We start from the raw sequence: 24,631 nt of genomic DNA on the forward strand, positions 1-24,631 counted from the left end.
GATTATTTTTAAGCATTTACTTTATTAATTTCCTTTTTTATAGTCCGCTAAGAATTTTTCTAAACCAATGTCAGTTAATGGATGCTTTAATAATCCAGTGATTGAACTTAAAGGTCCTGTCATAACATCTGCACCTAATTTTGCACAATCTATAACATGCATAGTATGACGTACAGAGGCTGCTAATATCTCTGTATCAAAAGCATAGTTATCAAAAATATGTCGGATTTCTGCAATAAGATTTAAACCATCAGTAGAAATATCATCTAAACGACCAATAAATGGAGACACATAGGTAGCACCAGCTTTTGCTGCTAATAATGCTTGACCTGGAGAAAATACCAACGTTACGTTTGTTTTAATTCCTCTATCAGAAAAGTATTTACAAGCCTTTACACCATCCTTAATCATAGGAAGCTTAATAACAATCTGGTCGTGCAACTCAGCTAAGGCCTCTCCTTCTCTTACCATACCTTCAAAATCTGTAGAAATAACTTCTGCTGAAACGTCTCCATCTACGATATTACAAATATCTACATAGTGCTTCATAATGTTATCTACACCTGTAATGCCTTCCTTAGCCATTAACGATGGATTCGTTGTTACACCATCTAAAATACCCATATCCTGAGCTTCTTTAATCTGGTCTAAATTGGCTGTGTCAATAAAAAATTTCATTTAAGTAAATTTATTTTGTTGTGTTTTTTAGTTGCCGCGAATTTACAACTATTACGACTGATGACTTTAAAGATTTTAATAAAATATATTAACAAGTTGTAAAATACAAAATGTAGTCTATTCTATAATAAGTGTATAGGTTTTAGAAGTTCTATAACTACACAAGTCATCAACATTATCATCAAAATCATTTCTAAATGGACCATCTACTTCGAGAAAAATAGTAATTTCAAAAATCCCTGCTTCTTCTGGTGTACCTTCTAAACTAATGGTTCTAAAGTTTACAAAGTAGTCCATTCCCAAAGGCAAACCCTCTACATCAAAATAATAGTCATAATCGTTATCTCTAGGTTCGTTATTTATCTCTGCGTCTAAATCTACATAGTAATAATCTTCTGTATTACCAATAGGAAATTGTTTATTAGGCAGCTCTGGCTCTTTAGGAAAAATACATAGTGGCTCTTCGCAACCCAAAAGCGTACTTAAGGATAAAATAGCGAGTAGTAGCGTTCTTTTCATGATAGGTATTTTAGATGTACATATCAAATAGTGTACCAAAACCTTTTAAATATTGTAATGGTTCATCAATAGTTTCTCGTAGATTTTATCTGGCAAAACGCGTTTAAGCACAATAGAAAACTTCTGCATAAATGCACCAACTTTGTAATGAATTTTAGGAGATTTAGTTTCAATAATTCTAAAAATAGCCTCTGCCATTTCTTTAGGATCTCCACCTTCATCAACATGTTCATCCATTGTTTTTAAAGAATGTCCATACTTTTCTTTGTATGGTGAATCTTCTAAAACGGGTGCATGATATCTGCCTGCGGCAATGTTTGTGGCAAAATCTCCTGGAGCAACATTGGTCATTTCTATATTAAAATCCTTAAGCTCCATCCTAAATGCTTCAGTTATAATTTCTAAAGCTCCTTTACTGGCACTGTAAATTCCTCTAAACGGTAAACCCATATAACCTGCAATTGAGGTGATGTTAATAATTAAGCCCGAGTTTTGAGCTCTCATAGCAGGCAATGTAGCCTTTATAACATTGATAGGTCCAAAAAAATTAGTCTCAAAGTTTCGTTTTATCTCTGCATCCGGAATTTCTTCCACAGGACCCGTAATACCAGCACCAGCATTATTTATAAGGACATCTATTCTGCTTTCTTGTTTTAAAACTTCAGCAATACACGACCAAATCGTTTCAGGTTTTGTAACATCTAAAGCCACAATAGGAAATTTACTGTTTGGATAATGCTTTGGATTTCTGCTGGTTCCATAAACCTTAAACCCTTTTTGCTGCAAAAATTCGCCTACTGATTTACCTATTCCTGAAGACCCTCCAGTTATTAAAACAACTTTAGACATTTTATTAAGTTAGAAGTTGGAAGTTAAAAGTACAAAGTTTTAGATAGTTCTAAAACATTCAATACTTCATTTTAGCGCATAAAAAAAGGCAAGCTACCTACATCACACCGCTACGACCGCGTACCTTTGCTACGTTCCCGTCCTGGAGGATTAAGCAGGAGCTGGTTGTGTAGGACTTGCCTGGTGGCAAAGATACAACCTTTTAATACTTTAACAATGATTTTTAAACTGAATTTTATTTAATACCTTTCCTGAAAATTCTAAGACATTCATGCAATTTTACAAGTACCTCATTATCTTTTGCTTAAGCCTGGCTTTAATTAATTGTGGAGAAACCAATACCGCAAGTCAAACAGGATTATCTATTGATCTAAACACAAAGTCGTTATTATTGGGCGATAGGTTAAACCTTAGCATCAGCAACCCTAAAAAGTTAAATATTACAAATATTAGTTACCAACTAGAGGGTAAATCCATTGCTAAAGATGCTGTGCTAGAAAATATAACCTTAGGGGAAAAATCTCTAGTTGCTACCATTACATATGATGATAAAACCGAAACCATTAGTAAAACCATTACTATTTACAACAACAGCATCCCTTCTATTTACAATTACGACATTGTAAACACTTACCCTCACGACATTACATCTTACACGCAAGGCCTAGAGTTTTACAATGGTGAGTTGTACGAAAGTACTGGTCAGTACAACGAATCAAAGCTTAGAAAAGTAAATTTTGAAACTGGTGAAGTTTTAAAAAACATTAACCTTGATAACAATTTTTTTGGTGAAGGTTTAACAATTTTAGATGAAAAACTTTACCAATTAACATGGAGAGCAAAGCGTGGCTTTGTATACGATGTAAACACGTTTGAAAAACTAAAAACCTTCAATTACGGCACAAGTAAAGAAGGTTGGGGAATTTGTAACGACGGTAAACAACTGTATAAATCTGATGGTACCGAAAAAATCTGGATTCTTAATCCCGATAATTTATCTGAAGTCAGCCATATCGAAGTATATACTGAAAAAGGCAAAATTCCAGCTTTAAATGAGCTCGAGTGGATTGATGGTAAAATATTTGCCAATATCTATCAAAAAAATGGCGTGGTAATTATTAATCCTAAAACAGGAGGCGTAGAAGGTGTTATTAATTTTACTCCTCTTAGAAAATTAGTAACCCAACACAACGAGTTAGATGTTTTAAATGGTATTGCTTACCACCCTGAGCGCAAAACCATTTTTGTGACTGGTAAAAACTGGGACAAACTTTTTGAAGTAAAAATTAAAAAGCAATAAGCCTACTTTGCAAACCTTTGAAAAAACCATCATTGTTTCTAAAGACGACCTAGATCAACTTAACCACGTTAACAATGTGCGCTATGTGCAATGGGTACAGGATATTGCGGAAGCACACTGGTTAAAAAATGCGCCCAAAACCATTTTAGAGAACTACTTTTGGGTAATGCTAAGTCATAATATTCAGTATAAAGGCGAAGCATTATTAGGAGATAAATTAACTGTAAAAACCTATGTTTCAAAATCAGAAGGCCTCACTTCTATTCGTCATGTAGAAATTACTAATAAAACCAATGATAAGATCATTGTCACCTCTGAAACAAAGTGGTGTTTTATGAATATGGCCACCAAAAAGCCTGCAAGAATCCCAGCAGAAGTCGCCAAACTGTTTGATTAACATTTCTTTAGGTTAAAGTTTTTTTAATCCTAACTTCGGTTTAACCGATAAAGTGTTTCTTTAAAGCACTAATCAACTACTAATGCGGTTTTCACTAATCTTTTTGCTCTTCTTGTCCTTCTATTTCAACCTATCTGCACAAACTTTAAAAGGAAAAGTTTACGACACTAAGACGGTTGTTAAGGATATGAAAGTCATCAACAAAACACAGAATATACTTACCATCACCAATAATGACGGAGATTTTAGCATTCAAGCTAAGGTCAATGACACGATTATATTTCAATCCATTTTTTACCATCCTTTAGAAGTTGTACTAAAGCAATCTCATTTTGATGATGTTACTATTTTTGAAGTCGATGAAATTATCAGTGAGTTAAATGAAGTTAAGATCACTAATGAAAAAAAGAATAAGTTTGACTCTATATCTTATTACGCTACCATAAAGACTGAACAAAAACATCTATCAAAGAAACCGTTGGTAAAAAGTGGAGATAATTTAATGCCTACCTTAGATCTTAAACAACTATATAAAGGTATTTCAAAACTTCTTAGAAAACGGAAAAATGAAAATATAGAAAACAAAATTCCCCTAGACTATCAAGAATTAGAATCATTTTTTGCAACAGATGATTTTTTTAATAAAGAGCTACTTACTTTAGATTTAAAAATTCCTGAAAACAACATCAATCTTTTTATTGATTATTGTGCCAAGAAAGGTGTTAGAAAAGAATTGTTAAAAGACAAAAACAAGATGCAACTTTTAGAAGAATTGGTAGTTCACAGTCAATTATTTCTTATTCTTCTTGAAGAATATGGTGAAGAGGCTACGGTAAAGGATTAATCTGTGTCATTCAGAGCGAGGTACGAGTGAAGAATCTCTTAATTGTTAATACAAAGATTTTTATAAATAGATTCTTCGGTCAGGCTTCCCTCTGAATGATATGATATGTATTAATTATACCATTGCATACTAAATCATAACTTCAAAAGTTATATTTTTAAGCCAAATTATATTTATCTCTTATGAAGCGATTGTTATCCTTCCTTATTTGTTTTATTGTTTTGTTATTCTGGAGTTCTTGCCGCAAAGACTTCGAATTCGCACCAAGCACAGGCAACTTAGAATTTGAACGTGACACAGTTTACCTAGATACCGTATTTACAAATATTGGCTCTAGCACGTACAATCTAAAAGTATACAACAGAAGTGACGATGATATTGTAATACCTACCATTCAATTAGAAAATGGAGTCAATTCATTTTATAGAATGAATGTTGACGGTACCACAGGATTAGAAGGCGCACAGCAAGGAAAATTCTTTGAGAACGTAGAGCTTTTAGCCAATGATAGTTTATTCATTTTTATTGAAACAACTATTGACATTTCAACGCTATCCACCTTGGAAAATCAATTTTTATACACCGATAAAATACTGTTCGATTCAGGCAGCAACCAGCAAGATGTCGACCTCGTAACTTTGGTAAAAGATGCGGTTTTCATTTTTGCAAATAGAGATGAAGATACTGGCATTATAGAAACGCTAACCTTTGATGTTGATGGTGACGGCACACCAGACGAAACTACATTACAAGGACGCTATTTAGAAAACGACGAACTCACCTTTACCAACGAAAAGCCTTATGTAATTTATGGTTATGCTGGTGTTGGAGCAGGACAAACCTTAACGATGGAACCTGGTGCACGTGTGCATTTTCACGCAGATTCTGGCATCATTGTTACCGAAGGAGGAACACTGAGTATAAATGGAGATTTAAGTACAGACCAAGAGGTATTAGAGAATGAGGTTATTCTCGAAGGAGATCGTTTAGAACCACTATTTAGTGATGTACCAGGACAATGGGGAACGATTTGGTTATTTAATGGTAGTGAAAATAACACCATGAATTATGCAACTATTAAAAATGCTACCATTGGTGTATTGTCAGAATTTGGGCAGACTGACACTAACAACAAATTAACCATTACCAACAGTCAAATATACAATTCTAGTGCTTTTGGATTATTAGGACGTGCAACCTCCATTGCTGCAGAAAATCTAGTAATTAACAACTCAGGGCAGTCCTCTTTTGCTGGCACCTTGGGTGGAAAATACAATTTTACCCACTGTACCATTGCTAATTATTGGAATAGCAGTTTTAGACAGTTTCCAGCGCTATTGCTAAACGATTTTATTGTGGATGAAAACAACACTGTTTTTACAAATACAACAGAAGCTGAATTTATAAATTGTATTATTTATGGAAACGACAACCCTGAAATTCTTCTAGAAAATGAAGGTGATGCCTTTGACTTTAAATTCACCAATTGTCTTATTCGCTTTAACAATGAAAATCTTGAAGGTACAGGAAATTATATCTTTAGCGATGCAACACGTTACGAAGGTATAATCCGAAACATAGATCCAGATTTCGAAGATCCTTTTGAAAACCTAATGCGTATTGGAGAAGATTCTGGTGCTAATGGTGAAGCACTACTATTAAATCCTAGTGGAAATGATTTATTAGGAAATCAAAGAGGTTTAACCAACGGACTTCCTGATATTGGCGCTTATGAGAGTACTCCTTTCGAAGATTAAAATTTATTTAGATTATAGAAAAAAGCCTTTCAATTTTTTGTTTGAAAGGCTTAAATTTTATTATTGTCATGCTGAACTGTCAAACTGAGCTTGTCCAAGTGTTGTTTCAGTATCTCACTTACACAATTGATTCTCAAACAAATTCAGAATGACCCAGCTTCTATTAAGCATTAAACAAAGGTCTGCCACCCATAAGTTCATTTACCTTTTCAGCAACACCTTCTAATACAGTTTCATTTTCATAATTATTGATGACTTCATCAATTAGATCCACTACGTAAGCCATGTCAGTTTCTTTTAAACCTCTTGTTGTAATGGCTGGTGTACCAACTCTAATACCAGAAGTCACAAAAGGAGATTCTGTGTCAAATGGCACCATGTTTTTATTAACTGTAATATCTGCTTTTACCAAAGCATTTTCAGCATCTTTACCTGTTATATTTTTATTTCTAAGATCTATAAGCATCATATGGTTATCAGTACCTCCAGAAATTAAGTTATAATCTTTAGCCACAAAAGCCTGTGCCATAGCATCAGCATTCTTTTTAACTTGTAGCATATAATGTAAAAACTCGTCTGTTAGTGCTTCGCCAAAAGCAATCGCTTTAGCTGCAATAATATGCTCTAAAGGTCCACCTTGGTTTCCAGGGAATACACCAGAATCCAACAATCCTGACATTTTACGAAGTTTGCCATTCTTTAAAGTAATACCAAATGGGTTATCAATATTTTCGCCCATCATAATCATTCCTCCTCTTGGTCCACGTAACGTTTTGTGTGTCGTTGTAGTTACCACGTGGCAATGTGGCATTGGATCGCTTAAAATACCTTTGGCAATTAAACCCGAAGGATGCGAAATATCTGCTAATAAAACAGCACCAACGTTATCGGCCACTTCTCTAAATTTGGCAAAATCCATATCACGAGAATATGCCGAAGCGCCTGCTATAATTAATTTTGGACGTTCTTTCTCTGCAACATCAGATAGCATGTCATAGTCAATATAACCTGTATCTTTCTTTACACCATAAAATGTAGGTCTATATAATTTACCTGAAAAGTTTACTGGCGAACCGTGGGTTAAATGACCTCCATGAGATAAATCGAACCCTAAAATAGTGTCACCTGGATTTAAACACGCATGAAAAACCGCTGTATTGGCCTGGCTGCCAGAATGTGGCTGCACATTGGCATAAGCAGCACCAAATAAGGTTTTAGCCCTTTCTATAGCAATTTGTTCTACTTCATCTACGACTTCGCAACCACCATAGTAGCGTTTTCCAGGATAGCCTTCGGCATATTTATTGGTTAGTACAGAACCTGCAGCTTCCATAACCTGGTCACTTACAAAATTCTCCGAGGCAATGAGTTCTATACCATCTGTTTGGCGTTCTTTTTCGGCTTGTATTAACTCAAATATCTGTTCGTCGCGTTGCATAATTAATGTCTTTGTTAAATGAATACAAAAATAAGCATTACATTAGTTTTAATATTAAAATTTATGTAGGTTTGAATAGAAAATAATGAACATTTAATCAACAAAATATATTATGTCAATTTCAGCCAACGACCCAAACAGAACATCGTGGTTATACGTTAATAAATACTCTGATTTTCCAATACAAAATATCCCGTTTGGTGTATTTTTAACTAGAGAAGATATTATTACCATAGGAACACGTATTGGAGATACAGCGATAGACCTGGGTGCACTGCATCAGTTGGGTTATTTTGAGGGTATTCCGCTTACTGATGATATTTTTCTTCAAGATTCTCTAAATGACTTTATAGCAGACGGCCGTAAAACATGGCGCGCAGTCCGCAATCGTGTTGCTGAAATTTTCGACTCTAATAACAACGAATTAAAAAACAACACCAAGCACAAGGAGATTATATGTTTTAGATTAGATGAAATAGAAATGCAAATGCCTGTGCATGTTGGTGACTATACGGATTTTTATTCTAGTAAAGAGCATGCCACCAATGTAGGTGCTATGTTTAGAGATCCAGATAATGCACTTTTACCTAACTGGCTTCATATTCCAGTTGGCTATCATGGTCGTAGTTCTTCAATTGTAACAACACATATTCCAATTCACAGACCTCAAGGACAAACCTTACCAGAAGGTGCAGACAAACCTGTATTTGGCCCGAGCCAATTGGTAGATTTTGAACTGGAAATGGCATTCATTACTACAGATGCTAATGATCTTGGTGAACCAATTCCTGTTGAGGAAGCTGAAGAATATATCTTCGGATTAGTGGTGTTTAACGACTGGTCGGCTAGAGATATTCAAAAATGGGAATACGTGCCATTAGGCCCTTTCTTAGGAAAGAATTTTGCATCGTCTATGTCTCCATGGATTGTAACCCTAGATGCCTTAGAGCCATTTAGAGTAGCAAGCCCTGAGCAAAATCCTAAGCCTTTAGAGTATTTACAAACAAAAGGAAAGCACAGCTTTGACATTCATTTAGAAGCCGGAATTATCCCTAAAGGAGGTAAAGAAACTACAGTTTGTAAAACAAACTTTAAATACATGTACTGGAATATGGCTCAGCAATTAGCGCATCATACGGTTAATGGGTGCCCTGTAAATGCTGGCGATATGATGGGTAGTGGCACCATTTCTGGCCCAACACCAGATTCCTATGGCTCAATGCTAGAGTTAACATGGAAAGGTACTAAGCCCGTGAAGCTAAAAGATGGTACCGAGCGTAAGTTCATTAACGATTACGATACTGTGGTAATGCGTGGCTATTGCGAAAATGATGATGTACGCATTGGCTTCGGACAGGTAAAAACACAATTATTGCCTGTTTTTAATCCAAAGAAGAAAAAGTAAATATAAAGCGCCTCGTTAAAACGCTTAGCTCGAAATTGTTTATCAATTCCGAGCTTTTTTTTAACCCTCCCACTATACCCAAAACCCAAAACCCAACTCCCAAAACCCCTAAACAAAAAACTGGCACAATGATTGGTTTATACTATACATAAACCATAAAATACAAGATTATGAAGCGATTATTACTTATTACAGTACTTGTTTCGGCACTCGTATCTTGTAGTGCCAAAAAACAAATTGAAGAAGCCATCAGTCATGGCAATTACGACCATGCCATTTCTGAAGCACTTAGAAATTTAGAAAACAACAAAGACAAAAAGCGTAAGCAAGCTTATGTGATCATGCTAAAGGATGCTTATGATAAAGTTTTAGTAGAAGATTTGGCACAAATTGCGCATCTCAAAAAAGATGGCAATCCTGAGTTATACAAAACAATCTATGAAAGCTATGCGGATTTAGAAGCTCGACAAAATGCCATTAAGCGCATATTGCCACTTCAAGTAAATGGTAGAGAGATCTCTTTTGTTTTTAGCGATTACTCAAGTGAATTAGTTGATTACAGATATAAGACTTCAGACTATTTAATGGACAAAGGTTTGGACTTGTTGGATACTGAAGATAAGTTCAATGCACGTGAAGCGTATAACCTTTTTGATTATGTAAATAGCATTAACCCAAATTTTGAAGATGTTACAACATATATGCTAGAAGCACACAGAAAAGGTATGGACTATGTACATGTGTCTATTTTAAACCAAACACATCAAATTATACCGCAACGTTTAGAATCTGAGCTTTTAGATTTTAACACCTATGGTCTTAACCAATTCTGGACAACATACCACGCTGTTGCAGACAACAAAATAGATTATGATTTTGCTATGGAACTGCAATTAAAGCGCATTAACATTTCTCCAGAGCGTATTAACGAGAGACAGCTATTAAGAGAAAGGCAAATTGTTGATGGTTGGGAATACCTTTTAGATGATAACGGTAATGTAGCCAAAGATAGCTTAGGCAACGATATTAAAGTAGATAAGATTGTAAATGTTAGAGCAAGATTTTTTGAAGTATTACAAACCAAATCCTCACAGGTAATTGCAGACGTGGTGTATAAAGACTTAAAACAAAACCAGGTTATTGATGCCTTTACCATAGACAGCGGATTTACCTTTGAAAATGTTTTCGGTCGCTTTAAAGGAGACCGAAGAGCACTGAATAGAGACGATATTAATATCTTAAGGCAAAGACAAGTACGTTTTCCTACGGATGAGAAAATGGTCTATGACTCTGGAGAAGATCTAAAACTGAAATTAAAAAATATTATCAGTTCATATCGTTTGAATAGTTAGTAATTATAAAACCTCTCATGTTCATTGAGCTTGTCGAAATGTGAGAGGTTTTTTTATTGGTTACGCTTATCGGTTTTGTATATGAAAAGTAGCGGATTTCACACACTAACTTTTCGGATTATAACTGACCTTTAATTTGTTCATTTTCTTTCGATTAAGCGAATAAACCGCTATTTTTTATATGCGGTGTTGGTAGCCGTTTTTATTCCATCTTTTTTAGAATTCAACTAAAAATTCCAAGTTAAATTTAGCAAAAAGTATCGTGGTAATAAATTACTTCTAAATACTGTCGTTGATATGTCAGAGGTTTGAATTTGCTCAAAATTATTTTCATTAGTAATATTTTGCATTTCTAAACGTGCCTCCCAATTTTTGCTTTTTGGTCTATGTCTTAAAGTTGCATCAAAAAAGAAGAATTGATTATCGGATTTTTCTGTATCTGGCAAGTAATAGTCGGTAGAAACAATTAAAAACCAACGTTTATTTGGTTTAAAAATGAGCTTGAGATTATTTTGCCAAGAAGCGTTTGTAAATGCTGACTGGTTTTCATTCTTTGACTTGGAATACTCATATGTAAAAGTGTTTTCAAAATTTATTGGAATTTCAAAAGCTGTTTTCCAAAAAAACGAATTACTCAAAAAATCATCTTGATTTAGCCTTAAATTCGAATTGTTAACAATATTTTTGAAGTTAGAAATGGAATAATTACTTGTTAACTTTATAGTAGATTCAATAAAAGAAAAATATTTTGAAACTTGAACATTCATATTCCAATTGCTATTATTTTGTGGCAAAAAAAAGTATTCTATTTGAGTAGTATTTTCTGTAATATTTTGATTGGTAAAAAAGTTTCCTTTGGACTTTTGGTAACTAATGTTTGCGTTAAGTTGAAATTGATTATACAAATCATTATTAAAATACAACAAACTATATCTTTGACTGTTTTGTAATTTTAAACTTGGTAAATTATTAATGGTAGTTCGGTTGTTAATCAATACTTGGTTTAAAAAGAAATATTGTTCTGCGTTAGTGTTTTGATTGTAGCCTGCATTGGCGGTTATAAAAGAGACTGAATTTAGAACATATTTAACTTTTAAAGCAGGTTCAAAAATGAAATTATTTTGAGTTTCTTCATCATTTACTAAGTTCTGTTCTAAGCTTTGATTTAAAACTCTAATTGAATATGATGGCGAAATATGCCATTTTCCTCGATTAAAATTATATACTCCTGTGTTAAAAATGTTGCTTTTTGAATAATCAAAATTATTTTCTGAAATGTTTTCTTCTGAATTAAACAACCTCGAAATGAAAGGCGAATAGTTGAAATTTCCACCTAAGGTAAACGTGTATTTATCTTTTTTTCCTGAACCAAGATAAGTTGCTTTTCCCTCTAAAAATGTTCGTTTAAACACACTTTCTTGGGTGTTATTTAATGCATCTACGTCAAATAATGATGGTGTAATGTTAAAGGTTTGTGGCAAATCATTAAATGAATGAAAAAGTGAAAGTTGCAAAGCCTTTTTATCAGAAAGCTTTTTTGTCCAAAGTAAATCTTGTTTTAAGTAAAAATCTTCCGTTTTTAAAAAGGTTGAAAACTCATCGGTTTGGTTTTGAATTATTGTTGTGGGTGTCTCTATGTTCTCTTGACGTAATCTTAAGTTATATTCTAATAAGGAAGTTTTTGAAGTATTGTATTTTATTTCTAAATCGCCACGATATTGCTGTGGTCTTTTTGTTATAAATGTATTATCTATTGTTGTAAACACATCATTGTTTATCTGAAAATCATTTTGAAAAAGTTGATTAGTAGTTATTCTATCTTGCAAATAATACAAATTTGTTTTAACACTCAACCTAGGATTAATTTTAAAAATAGCATTATTATTACCAAAAAACTGATTGTTGATGTTTGCTCTTCTATTTTCTAATAGATTTGAGAAACGAGTTTCGGGTATTATTTTGTTTGCAAAATAATTTTGTTCTTTTTGTTGTTCAAGATTAAAACTAAATCCAAAATAATCAAAAGGTGAGCGGTTGACACCTATATTATTATAACCTAAAGTAGCAAATGATTTATAGGACTTTGTGATGCCTAAGACATTTGAACTTATATCATAAGAAATACTGCCATTTTCAAAGAGACCTGAGGCAAAATCTGCATTTCCCGAAAAATCAATTCTCCCTTTTTTTAATTTTAAATTTAATGATACTTTACCACCTTGTTCTATGCCTTTTAAAAGTGGATTTTCTGCATAATTATCTATGGCTTCTATTTGTTCCACCATATCTACATTGATGTTCTTTGTGCCTAATGTATAGTTGAATCCAAATAAATTATCGCCATCCAATGTAACTGTCTCTATGGATTTGCCTTTGTATTTAATTTCGCCTGTGTTACTGTTTACGTCTATACCAGGTAATTTTTTTATAACTTCTTCAATTTTATTTTCTGAACCATCTAAAAACCTCGATACATTGAAAGAAATAGTATCCTTTTTAATTTTGAATGCTTTCTTTTTCGCCAAAATTACTACTTCATCTAGTAGAGTATTGTTGTCTCTATTTAAAAAAATATCTAAATTATATGTCCTGTTTTTTTGAATATTGGATATAACAATAGTATCAGATATGTAGCCATTACTTTTTGTAATTAACAAAATACTCTTATAATTGTTTTTTAGATTATAAGAGAAACTTCCTTTCCTTACAACGTAAAACTCTTTTTTTTTTAGTGAGTCGTTCAGTTCTCCGATTATAATTGTGGAAGTTAAATACTCATTAGATTCAATATTTCTGACATTACCATTTATTGTTTGAGATTGTACAGATGTTGCTAATAGAAATAGAGCTAGAAAAATATTAAAATTCAATACCGTCGCCAGTCTGTGCTTTCTCATATATAATTTCGGGCTTATTAACTTTATAATAATCTGAATAACCAGTTTCTTCTTTTTCGGATTTAAAGTATTTAATTAAATTATCAATGTATGTAACGTATAGTTCTTTAAATGATTTCCAATCATATAATTTTTCGTTTTGGAAATTAATTTCTTTCTCTTTAAAGTCTGGTATTTTTCTAACTTCTATTACTTGATAATGATAATCTCCATCCGTAGTATAGATTTCCATAATAAGTCCCGGTAATCCCTGAAATTTCCAAGGTCCATCTTGAACATTAATTTCAGGCGAATAATACGCTATATAGTCACGACCTCTAAAATTCATTTTAGCTTTTAGACATTTCATTCCGATAACCTCTTTATGTTCATCAATTAATTCCCAGTCTATTATGTTTAATGAATCTTTGATAATAATCCGCTTTTTTCCTAAAAAATCAGTTGATATTAATACATTGTCCTCGATGTTTTTAAGTACAAAAAACCTTTCTTTTGATGAAGAAATAAGTACGCTTTCTTCTTTGCTTTTTTCTGATTTTATATTTATAAATTCCGAATAATTTCCATTAGTGGTAAGTTCATAATGGATTTTTGTACCACTGGGTATTTGATATTCATATTTTACTTGATAACTCTGAGAAAATATAGTTAATGGAAAAAAAAATAATATTAATAATGATTTCATAATTTATAATTAAGGTTTATTTTGTGGTAAATAAAAATAGGTTTGGGCAACTGCCCCAACCTATTTCTTTTAAATTACTCTTCAATTGCAACTAAGGCTTTTGCGTAAGCTGCATCACAAGCCTCTTCGATTGTAGTTCTACAAGCTCTTACAGTTACAGAATCTCCAGTAGATTCTTGTTCAAGTGTAACTTTACAGCATTCTGAAAAAGCATCAACTTTTTCTGATTTATTAACTTCTGTATTAGCAAAAGCCAATGAGCCTATCATGAAGGCTAAAGTAAAAAAAACATTTTTCATTTTTTTAGTATTTAAAGGTTAAGTTGCAGAACTATACATATTTAAGGTCTTTGTAATTCGGCAAGCGGACTATTCCGCACTTTTTTAGACCATAGTATTCAAATCACACTTTTCAGAGAGTCAATTTACGTTTTTTCTTTCAAATTCCGTAAGTCGGATGGTCTTTAAATTGCTCTGTTTAGGTGTTCAAATGGTTACCAAAGGTTAGATAAGGTCAGTTAATAATTGACTTTATCGGATGATAAGCGAAGTTCACTATTTTAGGTCAAAAAGTCAATACGTAGAACTACGTAATTTTTAGATATACTTTACTAAATCCATAGCATTAATACCACCATGGCTCGCATGCGCTACCACTACTCCATTTTTTATCACCAAAAGCTGTGGCGACTCGTGCAGCACCTGAAATTTATAACCAACCGCATTAGAGACATCTCTATAACTTAATAAATCTAAATAGTATAAATCTGCATTAAGGTTTAGGTCGTAAGCGGCAACAAACTGGTTCATCACCATTCTGCTAATACCGCAACGTGTAGAGTGTTTAAAAATAACCTGTGTTTTCCCTGTAGACCGTTCTTCTATCTCATTAAGCTGCTCAATACCATTGAGAGCAATCCACGGTAATATCTTTTCTTCTTTAGGCTCTGATGAGCCAAATAATTTTTTAAACATATTTAAAATTTAATTTTAACGTCAGTTCAAGTGAAATATACCAGCATTTCGTATCGAGAACCTAATAACCCCAAACTTCAGATTCACAAGTAGCTCCTTCGGGTTTCCTTCAGGTCTAATTCAGGTCTAATTCGGGTAAGCCCACTACGATAACCATGGGCTGTCCACTACAAAACACAGACAAAAAGTCATTCTAATCCTAATAAAATCAGTCATTTTGTCGTTTTTACCTTATCAAATTGAATTGGTAAGATAATTGCCTAAAGATAATCAAACACAAATAAAATAAAATAAAATAATAAAGATGTCATTCAGAGCGTAAGCGAAGAATCTCTTAATAGATTACAACGTCCTACGCATCGTAATAACACTAAAACAAAATAGTATATGAACTTTAATAATTACACCATAAAATCGCAAGAAGCCATACAGCAGGCACAACAGCTTGCACAAGGCTTTGGGCATCAACAAATAGAAAATGAGCACATTTTTAAAGCGCTCTTCGAGGTTGATGAAAACGTACTACCATTCATCCTTAAAAAGCTGAATGTTAATGTATCTTTATTACAACAAATATTAGACAGAGAACTACAGACCTTCGCTAAAGTCTCTGGTGCAGAGCTAATGATTTCTAGAGAAGCCAGTAAAGCGTTAAACGAAGCGTCTATCATCGCTAAAAAAATGAACGATGACTACGTCTCTATAGAACATTTAATCTTGGCGATTTTTAAGTCCAAGAGCAAAATTGCACAGATTCTAAAAGACCAAGGCGTTACAGAAAAAGGTCTTAATGCAGCCATAGAAGAACTGCGTAAAGGAGACAGAGTAACGTCTCAAAGTCAAGAGGAAACTTATAATTCCTTAAACAAATACGCTAAAAACCTCAACCAATTAGCACAAGATGGTAAGTTAGACCCAGTTATTGGTCGGGATGAAGAGATCCGTAGAATACTTCAAATACTATCACGTCGTACCAAAAACAACCCAATCTTGGTTGGTGAACCTGGTACTGGTAAAACAGCTATTGCTGAGGGTTTAGCGCACAGAATCATAGATGGTGACGTTCCAGAGAACCTAAAAGACAAACAAATCTTTGCGTTGGATATGGGAGCGTTAATTGCTGGTGCAAAATACAAAGGTGAGTTTGAAGAACGATTAAAAGCGGTTATCAAGGAAGTCACCACTAGTGAAGGTGATATCGTACTCTTCATTGACGAAATCCACACCCTTGTTGGTGCAGGTGGTGGTCAAGGCGCTATGGATGCAGCAAACATCCTTAAACCTGCTTTAGCACGTGGTGAACTGAGAGCTATTGGTGCAACCACTTTAGATGAATACCAAAAGTATTTTGAGCAAGACAAAGCATTAGAACGTCGTTTCCAAAAGGTAACGGTTAATGAGCCAGACACAGAGAGTGCCATTTCCATCCTACGTGGTATTAAAGAAAAGTACGAAGCACACCACAAAGTGCGTATTAAAGATGAAGCGATTATTGGTGCTGTAGAATTATCAAACCGATACATTACCAATCGTTTCTTACCAGACAAGGCTATTGACCTTATGGACGAAGCTGCCTCTAAATTACGTATGGAAATCAACTCTAAACCAGAGGAATTAGATGTTCTAGATCGTAAGATTATGCAGCTCGAAATTGAGCACGAGGCTCTTAAACGTGAAAAGGACGAAACCAAATTAAAGTCTTTAAAAGCTGAATTGGCTAACCTTAAAGAAGAGCGTAACGAACTTAATGCCAAATGGAAGTCTGAAAAAGAAACGGTTGAAAACGTTCAGAATATAAAACAAGAAATAGAAAATTATAAGCTTGAAGCTGAGCGTGCAGAGCGTGAAGGTGATTATGGCAAGGTTGCTGAAATCCGTTATGGAAAGATAAAGGAAGCCACTGAAAAGCTTGAAGCATATCAAAAACAATTAGCAGAACAACAAGAAACGGCCTTAATTAAAGAGGAAGTTACTTACGAAGATGTCGCTGATGTTGTGGCAAAATGGACAGGAATTCCTGTAACCAAAATGATACAAAGCGAGCGCGAGAAGCTTTTAAAACTTGAAGACGAACTGCACAAACGCGTGGTTGGCCAAGAAGAAGCTATAGAAGCTGTTAGTGATGCCGTGCGCAGATCCAGAGCTGGTTTACAGAATCCACAAAAACCAATTGGAACCTTCTTGTTCCTAGGTACAACTGGTGTGGGTAAAACAGAGCTAGCAAAAGCCTTGGCAGAATATCTATTTGATGACGAAAATGCCATGACGCGCATTGATATGAGTGAATATCAAGAACGACATGCGGTGAGTAGATTAGTCGGTGCACCTCCAGGATACGTAGGTTATGACGAAGGTGGGCAATTGACAGAAGCTGTAAGACGTAAACCGTATTCTGTAGTATTGTTAGATGAGATTGAAAAAGCGCATCCAGATACCTTCAATATTTTGTTACAAGTATTAGATGAAGGACGTTTAACGGATAACAAAGGTCGAATTGCTGATTTTAAAAACACTATAATCATCATGACTTCAAATATGGGAAGCCATATTATACAAGAGCGTTTTGAAGCTACCAAGGATATTGAATCTGCAATGGAAGCAGCTAAAATTGACGTGTTAGGCATATTAAAACAAAGCGTAAGACCAGAATTTTTAAACCGTATCGACGATACAATAATGTTTACACCATTAACTAAAGATAACATTGTAGCCATTGTAGACCTTCAATTAAAAGGCATAACAAAAATGATTGGGCAACAAGGTATAACCTTTGATGCTACACCAGAAGCAAAAGCGTATTTAGCAGATAAGGGCTACAATCCAGAATATGGTGCAAGACCTGTAAAACGCGTGATACAAAAAGAAGTTCTGAATCAGTTGAGTAAGGAAATTTTAGCCGGAAGAGTTACTACAGACAGTATTATTCTTCTTGATGAGTTTGATGGACAATTGGTTTTTAGAAACCAAGGAGATTTAGTTGTAGAAGAGTTATAGACTGCTTGTTCTAAGATTATACAAGTGTAACATAATAGCCTCTAAAGAGTCTTTATATTGATTGGTTGGTTAAAGCAACACTGAAATAAATTCGAAAAGCTATCGAATTTTGGATGTGTTGCTTTCCTTTTCTTAAAGTATTTTAGGATTCAAAACAAACTAAGCGTATAGATTAAACAAAAAAGAGCCTCAATGAAGAGGCTCTTTTCGTATGAATATTTGTTTTCAACTCAAAACTTCATGCCAACACCAAGACCAATAATTAAGGGATCGATATTAACTTCTGAAGTATCGGGATCACCATTTACAGTAACATCTGTTTTAAGAAATAATTTCTTTACGTCAAAATTTAAAAACCACTTGTCATTTAAATTGTAATCTAAACCGGCTTGTAGAGAAAAACCAAATGAATTTTCATACTCTATATCATCTAATTCACCTTCGTCAATACCATAGAATATAGTATAGTTTACACCTGCACCAACATAAGGTTTAAAATCATTAGCATAAAAATGGTATTGTAAATTTAAAGTTGGAGGCAATAACCAAACATGACCTAAATCTAAAGATCCACCACCATCGATATCTAAATCTACATCGTGCTTTGCAGTACCAAGTATTAACTCTGCTGCCCAATTTTTAGAGAAAAAATAAGTAAAATCTAGTTCTGGTACAAACGCTGTGCTTAAATCTACATCAGCGCCATCAATATCATCACCAGGAGAAGGTATTACAGAAATTAATCTTAAACGTGCTTGCCACTTATTATAATCCTCAGCAGCCTCAGAATCTTGTGCGTTTAGGTTAAATGTTAATCCTATTAGTAAAGTAAATAATAATAAATTTTTCATGTTAAAATATTTAAGTTTCCTACAAAAATAAAGGCTTAAAAAACCTTAAATACTGACAATTATCATGTAAAACAAAGTTTCACTTCCTTAACTAAAAAATCGGTATCTGTTAAGCTGTTCAACGGTAACCAATTGTAAACAGAATTTTTTTTCGATGAAATGCACAATTAATTTTAATTTATTTAATGCATTTTAACGGATTAATGTTTAATTTTGTCGAGCTATTTAATTCCAACTTATCTTAAGAAACAATAAAACTTGTTGCGGTTTTCCCTCTAAATCAAAGGGATTACTTTAGTTAATTATTTTATAAACCCTACTTATTTTTACATGGAATTAAACAGATATATAGATCACACCTTATTAAGCCCTTCAGCAACTGAAACAGACATCCTTAAACTCTGCGAAGAAGCTTTAAAATATAATTTTTACGCTGTTTGTGTAAACAGTTGTTACGTCCCAATAGCAAAACAAGCCTTGGGACGCTCTGAGGTTAAAGTTTGTACAGTTGTTGGTTTCCCTTTAGGCGCAATGTCTACAGAGGCTAAGATTTTTGAAGCTAAAAAAGCTATTGAAGATGGTGCTTCTGAAATAGATATGGTAATGAATATTGGACGTTTAAAAAGCAAAAACTATGTTGCTGTTTTAAAGGATATTACAGATGTTAAGCGTGCTATTGGTCTTACACCGCTAAAAGTCATTTTAGAAATAAGTGAACTCTCTAAAAATGAAATTGTAAAGGCTTGCGAAATTTGTATTGATGCAAATGCAGATTTTGTAAAAACATCTACTGGTTTTTCTAAGAGTGGAGCTACACTTACAGCCGTAAAAATTATGAAGAAGACCGTAAAAGACCAATTGAAAATTAAAGCCTCAGGTGGCATTAGAGATGCTGAAACAGCCTTAAAATACTTAGAAATTGGCGTCCATAGAATTGGTGCGTCGTCTGGTGTGGCCATGATGAATAATCAAACATCTAATTCCACTTACTAGTTTAATACGCTTTGCTTAACTTTGCGGCATGAGTGTACACATTGGTGCCAATAAAGGCGATATTGCAGAAACTATTTTATTACCAGGTGATCCATTAAGAGCAAAATGGATTGCGGAAACATTTTTTGAAGATCCTGTTTGCTTTAATGAAGTAAGAGGCATGTATGGATATACTGGCACTTACAAGGGTAAGCGTGTATCTGCAATGGGTTCTGGCATGGGTATCCCAAGTATTTCTATTTATGCTAATGAACTCATTAAAGACTTTGGCGTAAAAAACTTAATAAGAGTTGGTAGTGCAGGTTCTTATCAAAAAAATGTAAAAATTAGAGATGTCGTTTTAGCAATGGCAGCATCCTCTACATCTGGTGTTAACGAATTGCGTTTTGGTGGTGCAGATTATGCACCTACAGCAGATTTTGGTTTATTCCTAAAGGCTGTAAAGGCTGCCGAAGCTAAAAACATACCTATACATGCTGGTAATGTTCTGTCTTCTGACGAATTTTATGAAGACAACATAGAATCCTACAAAAAGTGGTCTAAATTTGGTGTACTCTGTGTAGAAATGGAAGCTGCTGGTCTTTATACTGTTGCTGCAAAACACAACGTAAACGCACTTGCAATTTTAACGATTTCAGATTCTTTGGTTACAGGAGAAAAAACTACAAGTAAAGAGCGTGAGACCACATTCAAGAACATGATTGAGATAGCTTTAGAGTTAGCTTAAAAGGCATTTAACATACTTTTTCAAAGAAAATCAGATTTTCTAGTCTATTTTTGAGAGGTTTAATCAATCATCTTTCAAAAATGAAATCTCTATTCTTTACACTATCGTTTTTACTATTTATCAGTTTATCTGCACAAGAAAACACTGATGTAGAGCAAATCGAAACCACCCTTAACAATTACATTGATGGCTTTTATCAAGGAGATACCCTTAAACTAAAAGCAGCATTAAAACCAAGACTCTACAAGTTTGGCTATTGGAAAAATAAAGATACAGGTGAGTACGAGTTCTACGAGCAATTGACATATGAGAATGCTCTCAAAATGGCTCAAAACATCAAAGAAAAAGGCAGAATAACTACCGAAACAAAGATGCGAAGTGTTAAGGTATTAGAGATAAGTAATCATATTGCTTCGGCAAAAGTTACAGGATTTTGGGGTTTGGACTATATACTTTTATCAAAAGATGAAGGTAAATGGATGATAGAACAAGTAATTTGGGAAGGCCCTTTTGAAGAAAAATTTAAAGAAGAGCAAAAATCCACAACCTACTACCTTATTAGACATGCAGAGAAAGACCAATCTGATAAAACAAATAAAGACCCACACTTGACGGAAGAAGGTAAACAGCGTGCCGAAAACTGGACTACAACCTTTGGTGATGTTAAATTCGATATGGTATACTCCACCAAATATAACAGAACCAAGGAAACTGCAGAGCCTACAGCCAAAGCAAATAATATAGGTATTACCTTTTACGATCCTAGAAATTTAAAACTTGAGGATTTCATTAAAGAAACTAAAGGAAAAACGGTTTTAGTTGTTGGCCATAGCAATACTACACCTATGCTAACCAATGCTCTACTCAGCGAAAAGAAATATAATCAGATTGACGAAAGCAACAATGCCAATCTTTATATTGTAACCATAACAGATAATGCGAGGACGTCCACACTTCTAAAAATTGAATAAAAAAGCAACTCTATTTAACCCATATTTTTGCATTTAACCTATTTACCGTAAATAGTATCAATACACAGATAAAAAAATTTATTTCTAAAAATAAATAACTAGTTTTGAGAACATTAATTAGAAAAGATTGATTTAAACCATTTATGAAAACTGTAATGTTATTAGGTGGCACCAAAGGTGTTGGAAAAGAAATACTTAAGGCCAGCTTAAAAAAAGGATATAATGTAGCCTTTTGTGGAAGAAATACTGAAGAAGGTAACGACATCATAAAATCCTCTAATAATCAAGACAACTTGTACTTTCATAAACTTGATCTTACATCTATTAATGGTATTGAAGATTATTACAAAGCGACCATAAAACGTTTCAAAAAAATAGATGCGCTAATTATATATGCTGGCATTACACCTGTTGCGTCTTTGATTGACACAGACGAAGACACCTATGATAATGTATTCAATATCAATCTTAAAGCCCCATATTTTTTATTGAAACATGTTTTACGATCTATGATAGAACAAAAAGGTGGTTCTGTTGTGTTTTTTGGTTCAGCTCATATGGATTATGGTCAAGAAGATCGCACTGCATATGCATTAACCAAAGGAACATTATACACACTTTCTACCCATATTGCACACCATTATGCCAAATATGGAATTAGATCAAACTATTTAGTAATGGGCTGGACCAGTACCGAAGGAGAACTTCAACTTAGGGAGCAAGAAGGTATAAGCGAAGATCAATTAAAAAGTAATGCAAGTGAAATTATTCCTATGGGACGCATGCTTAATCCAAATGATCCTGTGCCAGCAGTTATGTATTTTATCTCAGATGATTCTGCAATGACAACAGGCTCAATTATGAGAGTAACAGGGGGAGAATTTATTTAAGAAATATGTAATGACAAAACACTTAATTTACTTCTCCCAATCTGCCGAACTATTTGAAGGTCCAATTTTCGACTCAAAACATCAACTGCTATATTTTGTTTCAATCCTAGATGCTTTGGTATATTGTTATAATCCTAATACTAAAGAAATTTTAAGCCTAAAACTAGACTCACCAGCAAGTAACGTTTATGTTCTATCTAAAAAAGTTGTTTTGGTCGCTTCAAAAAATGGATTTTACGAAATAGATTTTAATACGCTAAAATCTACTTTCAAATTTCAGATAGATATTGGAAATAATGTGCGCTACAATGATGGTATAGAAGATGCTGTTGGTAGATACATTATCGGCACCATGGGTTACCCAAAAGTCATTAACGGAATAGGAAATGTGTATTCTTACTATAACGGTGAATCTAAAGTGATTATAGAGAACACTACTATTTCAAACGGATTAGCATTCACAGAAGACAATAAAACACTCTATTTTATTGACACGCCAACAAAAAAAGTTGCTAAGTACAACTATGACCTCGAAACAGGAAAAGTTGAGTTTGTTGATTATGTCATAGCGTTTAGCAAAAGCGGTAGTCCTGACGGAATGTGCATAGACAAAAACGGCATGCTATGGATTGCAGAATGGGGAGGTTCTTGCGTCTCCCAATGGAATCCTTCAACCGGAAAAAAAATTAGTGAAATAGCACTTCCATATACAAACGTTACGTCTTGTTGTTTTGATGATCAATCAAATTTATACATAACAACAGCAAAGGATGATAAAGAATCAACCCATAATAATGGTAGTGGATTATTTTATGTAGAAATAAATCAAAATATATAAGTATGAACTCTATAAAAATTAGTGTCATTGTCCCTATTTATGGTATAGAAAAATACTTATCGCAATGTATTGAAAGCCTCTTAGAACAATCATTTAAAGACTTTGAATTAATATTGGTAGATGATGGCAGTCCCGACAATTGTCCTCAAATTTGCGATAACTATGCAAAGACCGATAGCAGAATAAAAGTAATACATAAACCAAATGGCGGATTATTATCCGCTAGAAAAGCTGGTTTAGAAGCCGCGTCAGGATCGCATATTGCTTATGTAGATGGTGATGATTGGGTGGATCATTTTTATTTAGACACACTCTATAAGCTTGCTATTTCAAACGATGCTGATTTAGTTGTAACAGGTCATTTTAGAGAGTTTGACGGTAAAATTGAAACTATAAAACCAAAAAACCCTGGCTTTTACGACGAGGACCAAGTAAAATCTGATATTTTAACAAATGCTATATATAATGGCAAGTTTTGTGAGCATGGCATGTCTACCTATGTGTGGAACAAACTCTTTAAAAAAGCGCTTTTAGAAAAGGTTCTTTACGATGTTCCTAATGATGTGGTAATGGGAGAAGACGCTGCTATTACATACTCGTACTTAGCATTTACAAAACGATTGGTTATAAGTAAAATACCACTTTATTATTACAGACAGCGACACGACTCTATAGTAAAATCGATTGAAAACCCAAAGACAGAGTACTACAGACTAGGGCTTTTAATGAATTTCCTTAAAACTAAATTAAGCGGAGTTTTAGATGAAGAAAATCTAAATACCCAAATTACCTACTATCTCTATTCTCAAATTTTAGTAAGATCAGGTGGGCTTATTTACAATGATTTGAAGGATACTTGGTTCAATCCGTTTTTAAATACCGAAAAAGATTCAAAAATAGTAGTATATAGCTCTGGCTCCTTTGGTCAGCACATACTATCTACCAATCTTAAAACAAATTATTTTAAGATTATAAAATGGATAGATGTAGATTATCACGATTTAAAAATTGGGGAAAACACTGTTCATCCCATCAGTAGTATTAACAATGATGAATTTGATTATTTGATAATAGCGACTATTAACCCTTCAACCCATAAATCTCTAAAAGAAGAATTAGAATTGATGGGTATAGACAAGTCTAAAATTATTAAAATCAATACAGACGAAACAAAAATCAAAAGCCTTCTGAAAGATTTGGGCTATGATAAAAATTTTATATTCCCTAAAAAAACTAAAAATTCCCTCACCCCTAAAATTTAAAACCCTTAAA

At 33.7% G+C, this 24,631-nt stretch carries 22 protein-coding genes and 1 other RNA gene; 13 read left to right on the forward strand and 10 right to left on the reverse strand.

The genetic code is table 11. From position 1 onward, the window contains the following. Positions 1 to 24: 24 nt before the first annotated feature. The 4 genes from fsa to ffs all read right to left on the reverse strand — a co-directional run bounded on the left by fsa (position 25) and on the right by ffs (position 2,228). A complete protein-coding gene (fsa, locus tag BWZ20_RS03370; protein ID WP_076616302.1) occupies positions 25 to 678 on the reverse strand; it encodes a fructose-6-phosphate aldolase in 654 nt (217 codons plus the stop codon). Between the two features lie 117 nt (positions 679 to 795). Beyond that, positions 796 to 1,197: a hypothetical protein gene (locus BWZ20_RS03375; protein ID WP_076616305.1), complete on the reverse strand. Its 402-nt coding sequence runs from the start codon at positions 1,195 to 1,197 to the stop codon at positions 796 to 798. Positions 1,198 to 1,242: 45 nt separating this feature from the next. After that, on the reverse strand, positions 1,243 to 2,046 hold the full coding sequence (locus BWZ20_RS03380; protein WP_076616308.1) for an SDR family oxidoreductase: 804 nt from the start codon (positions 2,044 to 2,046) through the stop codon (positions 1,243 to 1,245). Positions 2,047 to 2,129: 83 nt separating this feature from the next. Next, an RNA gene (ffs, locus tag BWZ20_RS03385) (signal recognition particle sRNA small type) lies at positions 2,130 to 2,228 on the reverse strand. An 89-nt stretch (positions 2,229 to 2,317) separates the two neighbouring features. Here ffs and BWZ20_RS03390 point away from each other — a divergent pair. The 4 genes from BWZ20_RS03390 (at position 2,318) to BWZ20_RS03405 (ending at position 6,344) form a co-directional block, all read left to right on the forward strand. Then, positions 2,318 to 3,346: a glutaminyl-peptide cyclotransferase gene (locus BWZ20_RS03390; protein WP_076616310.1), complete on the forward strand. Its 1,029-nt coding sequence runs from the start codon at positions 2,318 to 2,320 to the stop codon at positions 3,344 to 3,346. Positions 3,347 to 3,353: 7 nt separating this feature from the next. Continuing rightward, entirely contained in the window at positions 3,354 to 3,743 is a 390-nt protein-coding gene (locus BWZ20_RS03395) for an acyl-CoA thioesterase (protein ID WP_076616313.1), read from the forward strand. 82 nt (positions 3,744 to 3,825) lie between these two features. Further along, positions 3,826 to 4,587, forward strand: a complete 762-nt coding sequence (locus tag BWZ20_RS03400) for a hypothetical protein (protein ID WP_157358309.1) — start codon at positions 3,826 to 3,828, stop codon at positions 4,585 to 4,587. Between the two features lie 182 nt (positions 4,588 to 4,769). Continuing rightward, complete coding sequence (locus tag BWZ20_RS03405; RefSeq protein ID WP_076616319.1) at positions 4,770 to 6,344, forward strand: hypothetical protein; 1,575 nt, start codon at positions 4,770 to 4,772, stop codon at positions 6,342 to 6,344. 163 nt (positions 6,345 to 6,507) lie between these two features. Here the strand turns inward: BWZ20_RS03405 and glyA are convergent, their stop codons facing one another. After that, a complete protein-coding gene (gene glyA, locus BWZ20_RS03410) occupies positions 6,508 to 7,782 on the reverse strand; it encodes a serine hydroxymethyltransferase (protein WP_076616322.1) in 1,275 nt (424 codons plus the stop codon). A 112-nt stretch (positions 7,783 to 7,894) separates the two neighbouring features. Between glyA and fahA the strand changes: the two genes are divergently transcribed. Together fahA and BWZ20_RS03420 are read left to right on the forward strand one after the other, a co-directional pair. Next, a complete protein-coding gene (gene fahA, locus BWZ20_RS03415; RefSeq protein ID WP_076616326.1) occupies positions 7,895 to 9,187 on the forward strand; it encodes a fumarylacetoacetase in 1,293 nt (430 codons plus the stop codon). A 170-nt stretch (positions 9,188 to 9,357) separates the two neighbouring features. Next, on the forward strand, positions 9,358 to 10,539 hold the full coding sequence (locus tag BWZ20_RS03420; protein ID WP_076616329.1) for a hypothetical protein: 1,182 nt from the start codon (positions 9,358 to 9,360) through the stop codon (positions 10,537 to 10,539). Positions 10,540 to 10,766: 227 nt separating this feature from the next. On the opposite strand, the gene BWZ20_RS03425 is transcribed toward BWZ20_RS03420, so the two are convergent. From BWZ20_RS03425 to ytxJ, 4 genes are all read right to left on the reverse strand, one after another. Continuing rightward, entirely contained in the window at positions 10,767 to 13,436 is a 2,670-nt protein-coding gene (locus tag BWZ20_RS03425) for a hypothetical protein (protein ID WP_076616333.1), read from the reverse strand. Then, positions 13,399 to 14,121: a GLPGLI family protein gene (locus BWZ20_RS03430; RefSeq protein WP_076616336.1), complete on the reverse strand. Its 723-nt coding sequence runs from the start codon at positions 14,119 to 14,121 to the stop codon at positions 13,399 to 13,401. Before BWZ20_RS03430 ends, BWZ20_RS03425 begins: the two co-directional genes overlap by 38 nt. A gap of 74 nt (positions 14,122 to 14,195) precedes the next feature. Further along, entirely contained in the window at positions 14,196 to 14,420 is a 225-nt protein-coding gene (locus BWZ20_RS03435) for a hypothetical protein (RefSeq protein ID WP_076616339.1), read from the reverse strand. 297 nt (positions 14,421 to 14,717) lie between these two features. After that, complete coding sequence (gene ytxJ / locus BWZ20_RS03440) at positions 14,718 to 15,095, reverse strand: bacillithiol system redox-active protein YtxJ (RefSeq protein WP_076616342.1); 378 nt, start codon at positions 15,093 to 15,095, stop codon at positions 14,718 to 14,720. Between the two features lie 387 nt (positions 15,096 to 15,482). On the opposite strand from ytxJ, the gene clpB reads away from it, so the two are divergent. Further along, a complete protein-coding gene (clpB, locus tag BWZ20_RS03445; protein ID WP_076616345.1) occupies positions 15,483 to 18,089 on the forward strand; it encodes an ATP-dependent chaperone ClpB in 2,607 nt (868 codons plus the stop codon). Between the two features lie 230 nt (positions 18,090 to 18,319). Here clpB and BWZ20_RS03450 read toward each other — a convergent pair whose 3' ends face one another. Next, positions 18,320 to 18,940: an OmpW/AlkL family protein gene (locus tag BWZ20_RS03450; protein WP_076616348.1), complete on the reverse strand. Its 621-nt coding sequence runs from the start codon at positions 18,938 to 18,940 to the stop codon at positions 18,320 to 18,322. Between the two features lie 330 nt (positions 18,941 to 19,270). Here BWZ20_RS03450 and deoC point away from each other — a divergent pair, with 330 nt between their 5' ends. The 6 genes from deoC to BWZ20_RS03480 all read left to right on the forward strand — a co-directional run bounded on the left by deoC (position 19,271) and on the right by BWZ20_RS03480 (position 24,621). Further along, positions 19,271 to 19,933, forward strand: a complete 663-nt coding sequence (gene deoC, locus BWZ20_RS03455) for a deoxyribose-phosphate aldolase (protein WP_076616350.1) — start codon at positions 19,271 to 19,273, stop codon at positions 19,931 to 19,933. A gap of 28 nt (positions 19,934 to 19,961) precedes the next feature. Further along, positions 19,962 to 20,660, forward strand: coding sequence for a purine-nucleoside phosphorylase (gene deoD / locus BWZ20_RS03460; protein ID WP_076616354.1), 699 nt, complete (start codon positions 19,962 to 19,964; stop codon positions 20,658 to 20,660). 80 nt (positions 20,661 to 20,740) lie between these two features. Beyond that, entirely contained in the window at positions 20,741 to 21,631 is an 891-nt protein-coding gene (locus BWZ20_RS03465; RefSeq protein ID WP_083677146.1) for a histidine phosphatase family protein, read from the forward strand. A gap of 143 nt (positions 21,632 to 21,774) precedes the next feature. Beyond that, positions 21,775 to 22,521, forward strand: coding sequence for an SDR family NAD(P)-dependent oxidoreductase (locus BWZ20_RS03470; protein ID WP_076616358.1), 747 nt, complete (start codon positions 21,775 to 21,777; stop codon positions 22,519 to 22,521). Positions 22,522 to 22,531: 10 nt separating this feature from the next. After that, positions 22,532 to 23,359, forward strand: coding sequence for an SMP-30/gluconolactonase/LRE family protein (locus BWZ20_RS03475; protein WP_076616361.1), 828 nt, complete (start codon positions 22,532 to 22,534; stop codon positions 23,357 to 23,359). Between the two features lie 2 nt (positions 23,360 to 23,361). Further along, on the forward strand, positions 23,362 to 24,621 hold the full coding sequence (locus BWZ20_RS03480; RefSeq protein WP_076616363.1) for a glycosyltransferase family 2 protein: 1,260 nt from the start codon (positions 23,362 to 23,364) through the stop codon (positions 24,619 to 24,621). Positions 24,622 to 24,631 lie beyond the last annotated feature (10 nt).

The sequence above is a fragment of the Winogradskyella sp. J14-2 genome (assembly GCF_001971725.1).
In the GTDB taxonomy this organism is placed as follows: Bacteria; Bacteroidota; Bacteroidia; order Flavobacteriales; family Flavobacteriaceae; genus Winogradskyella.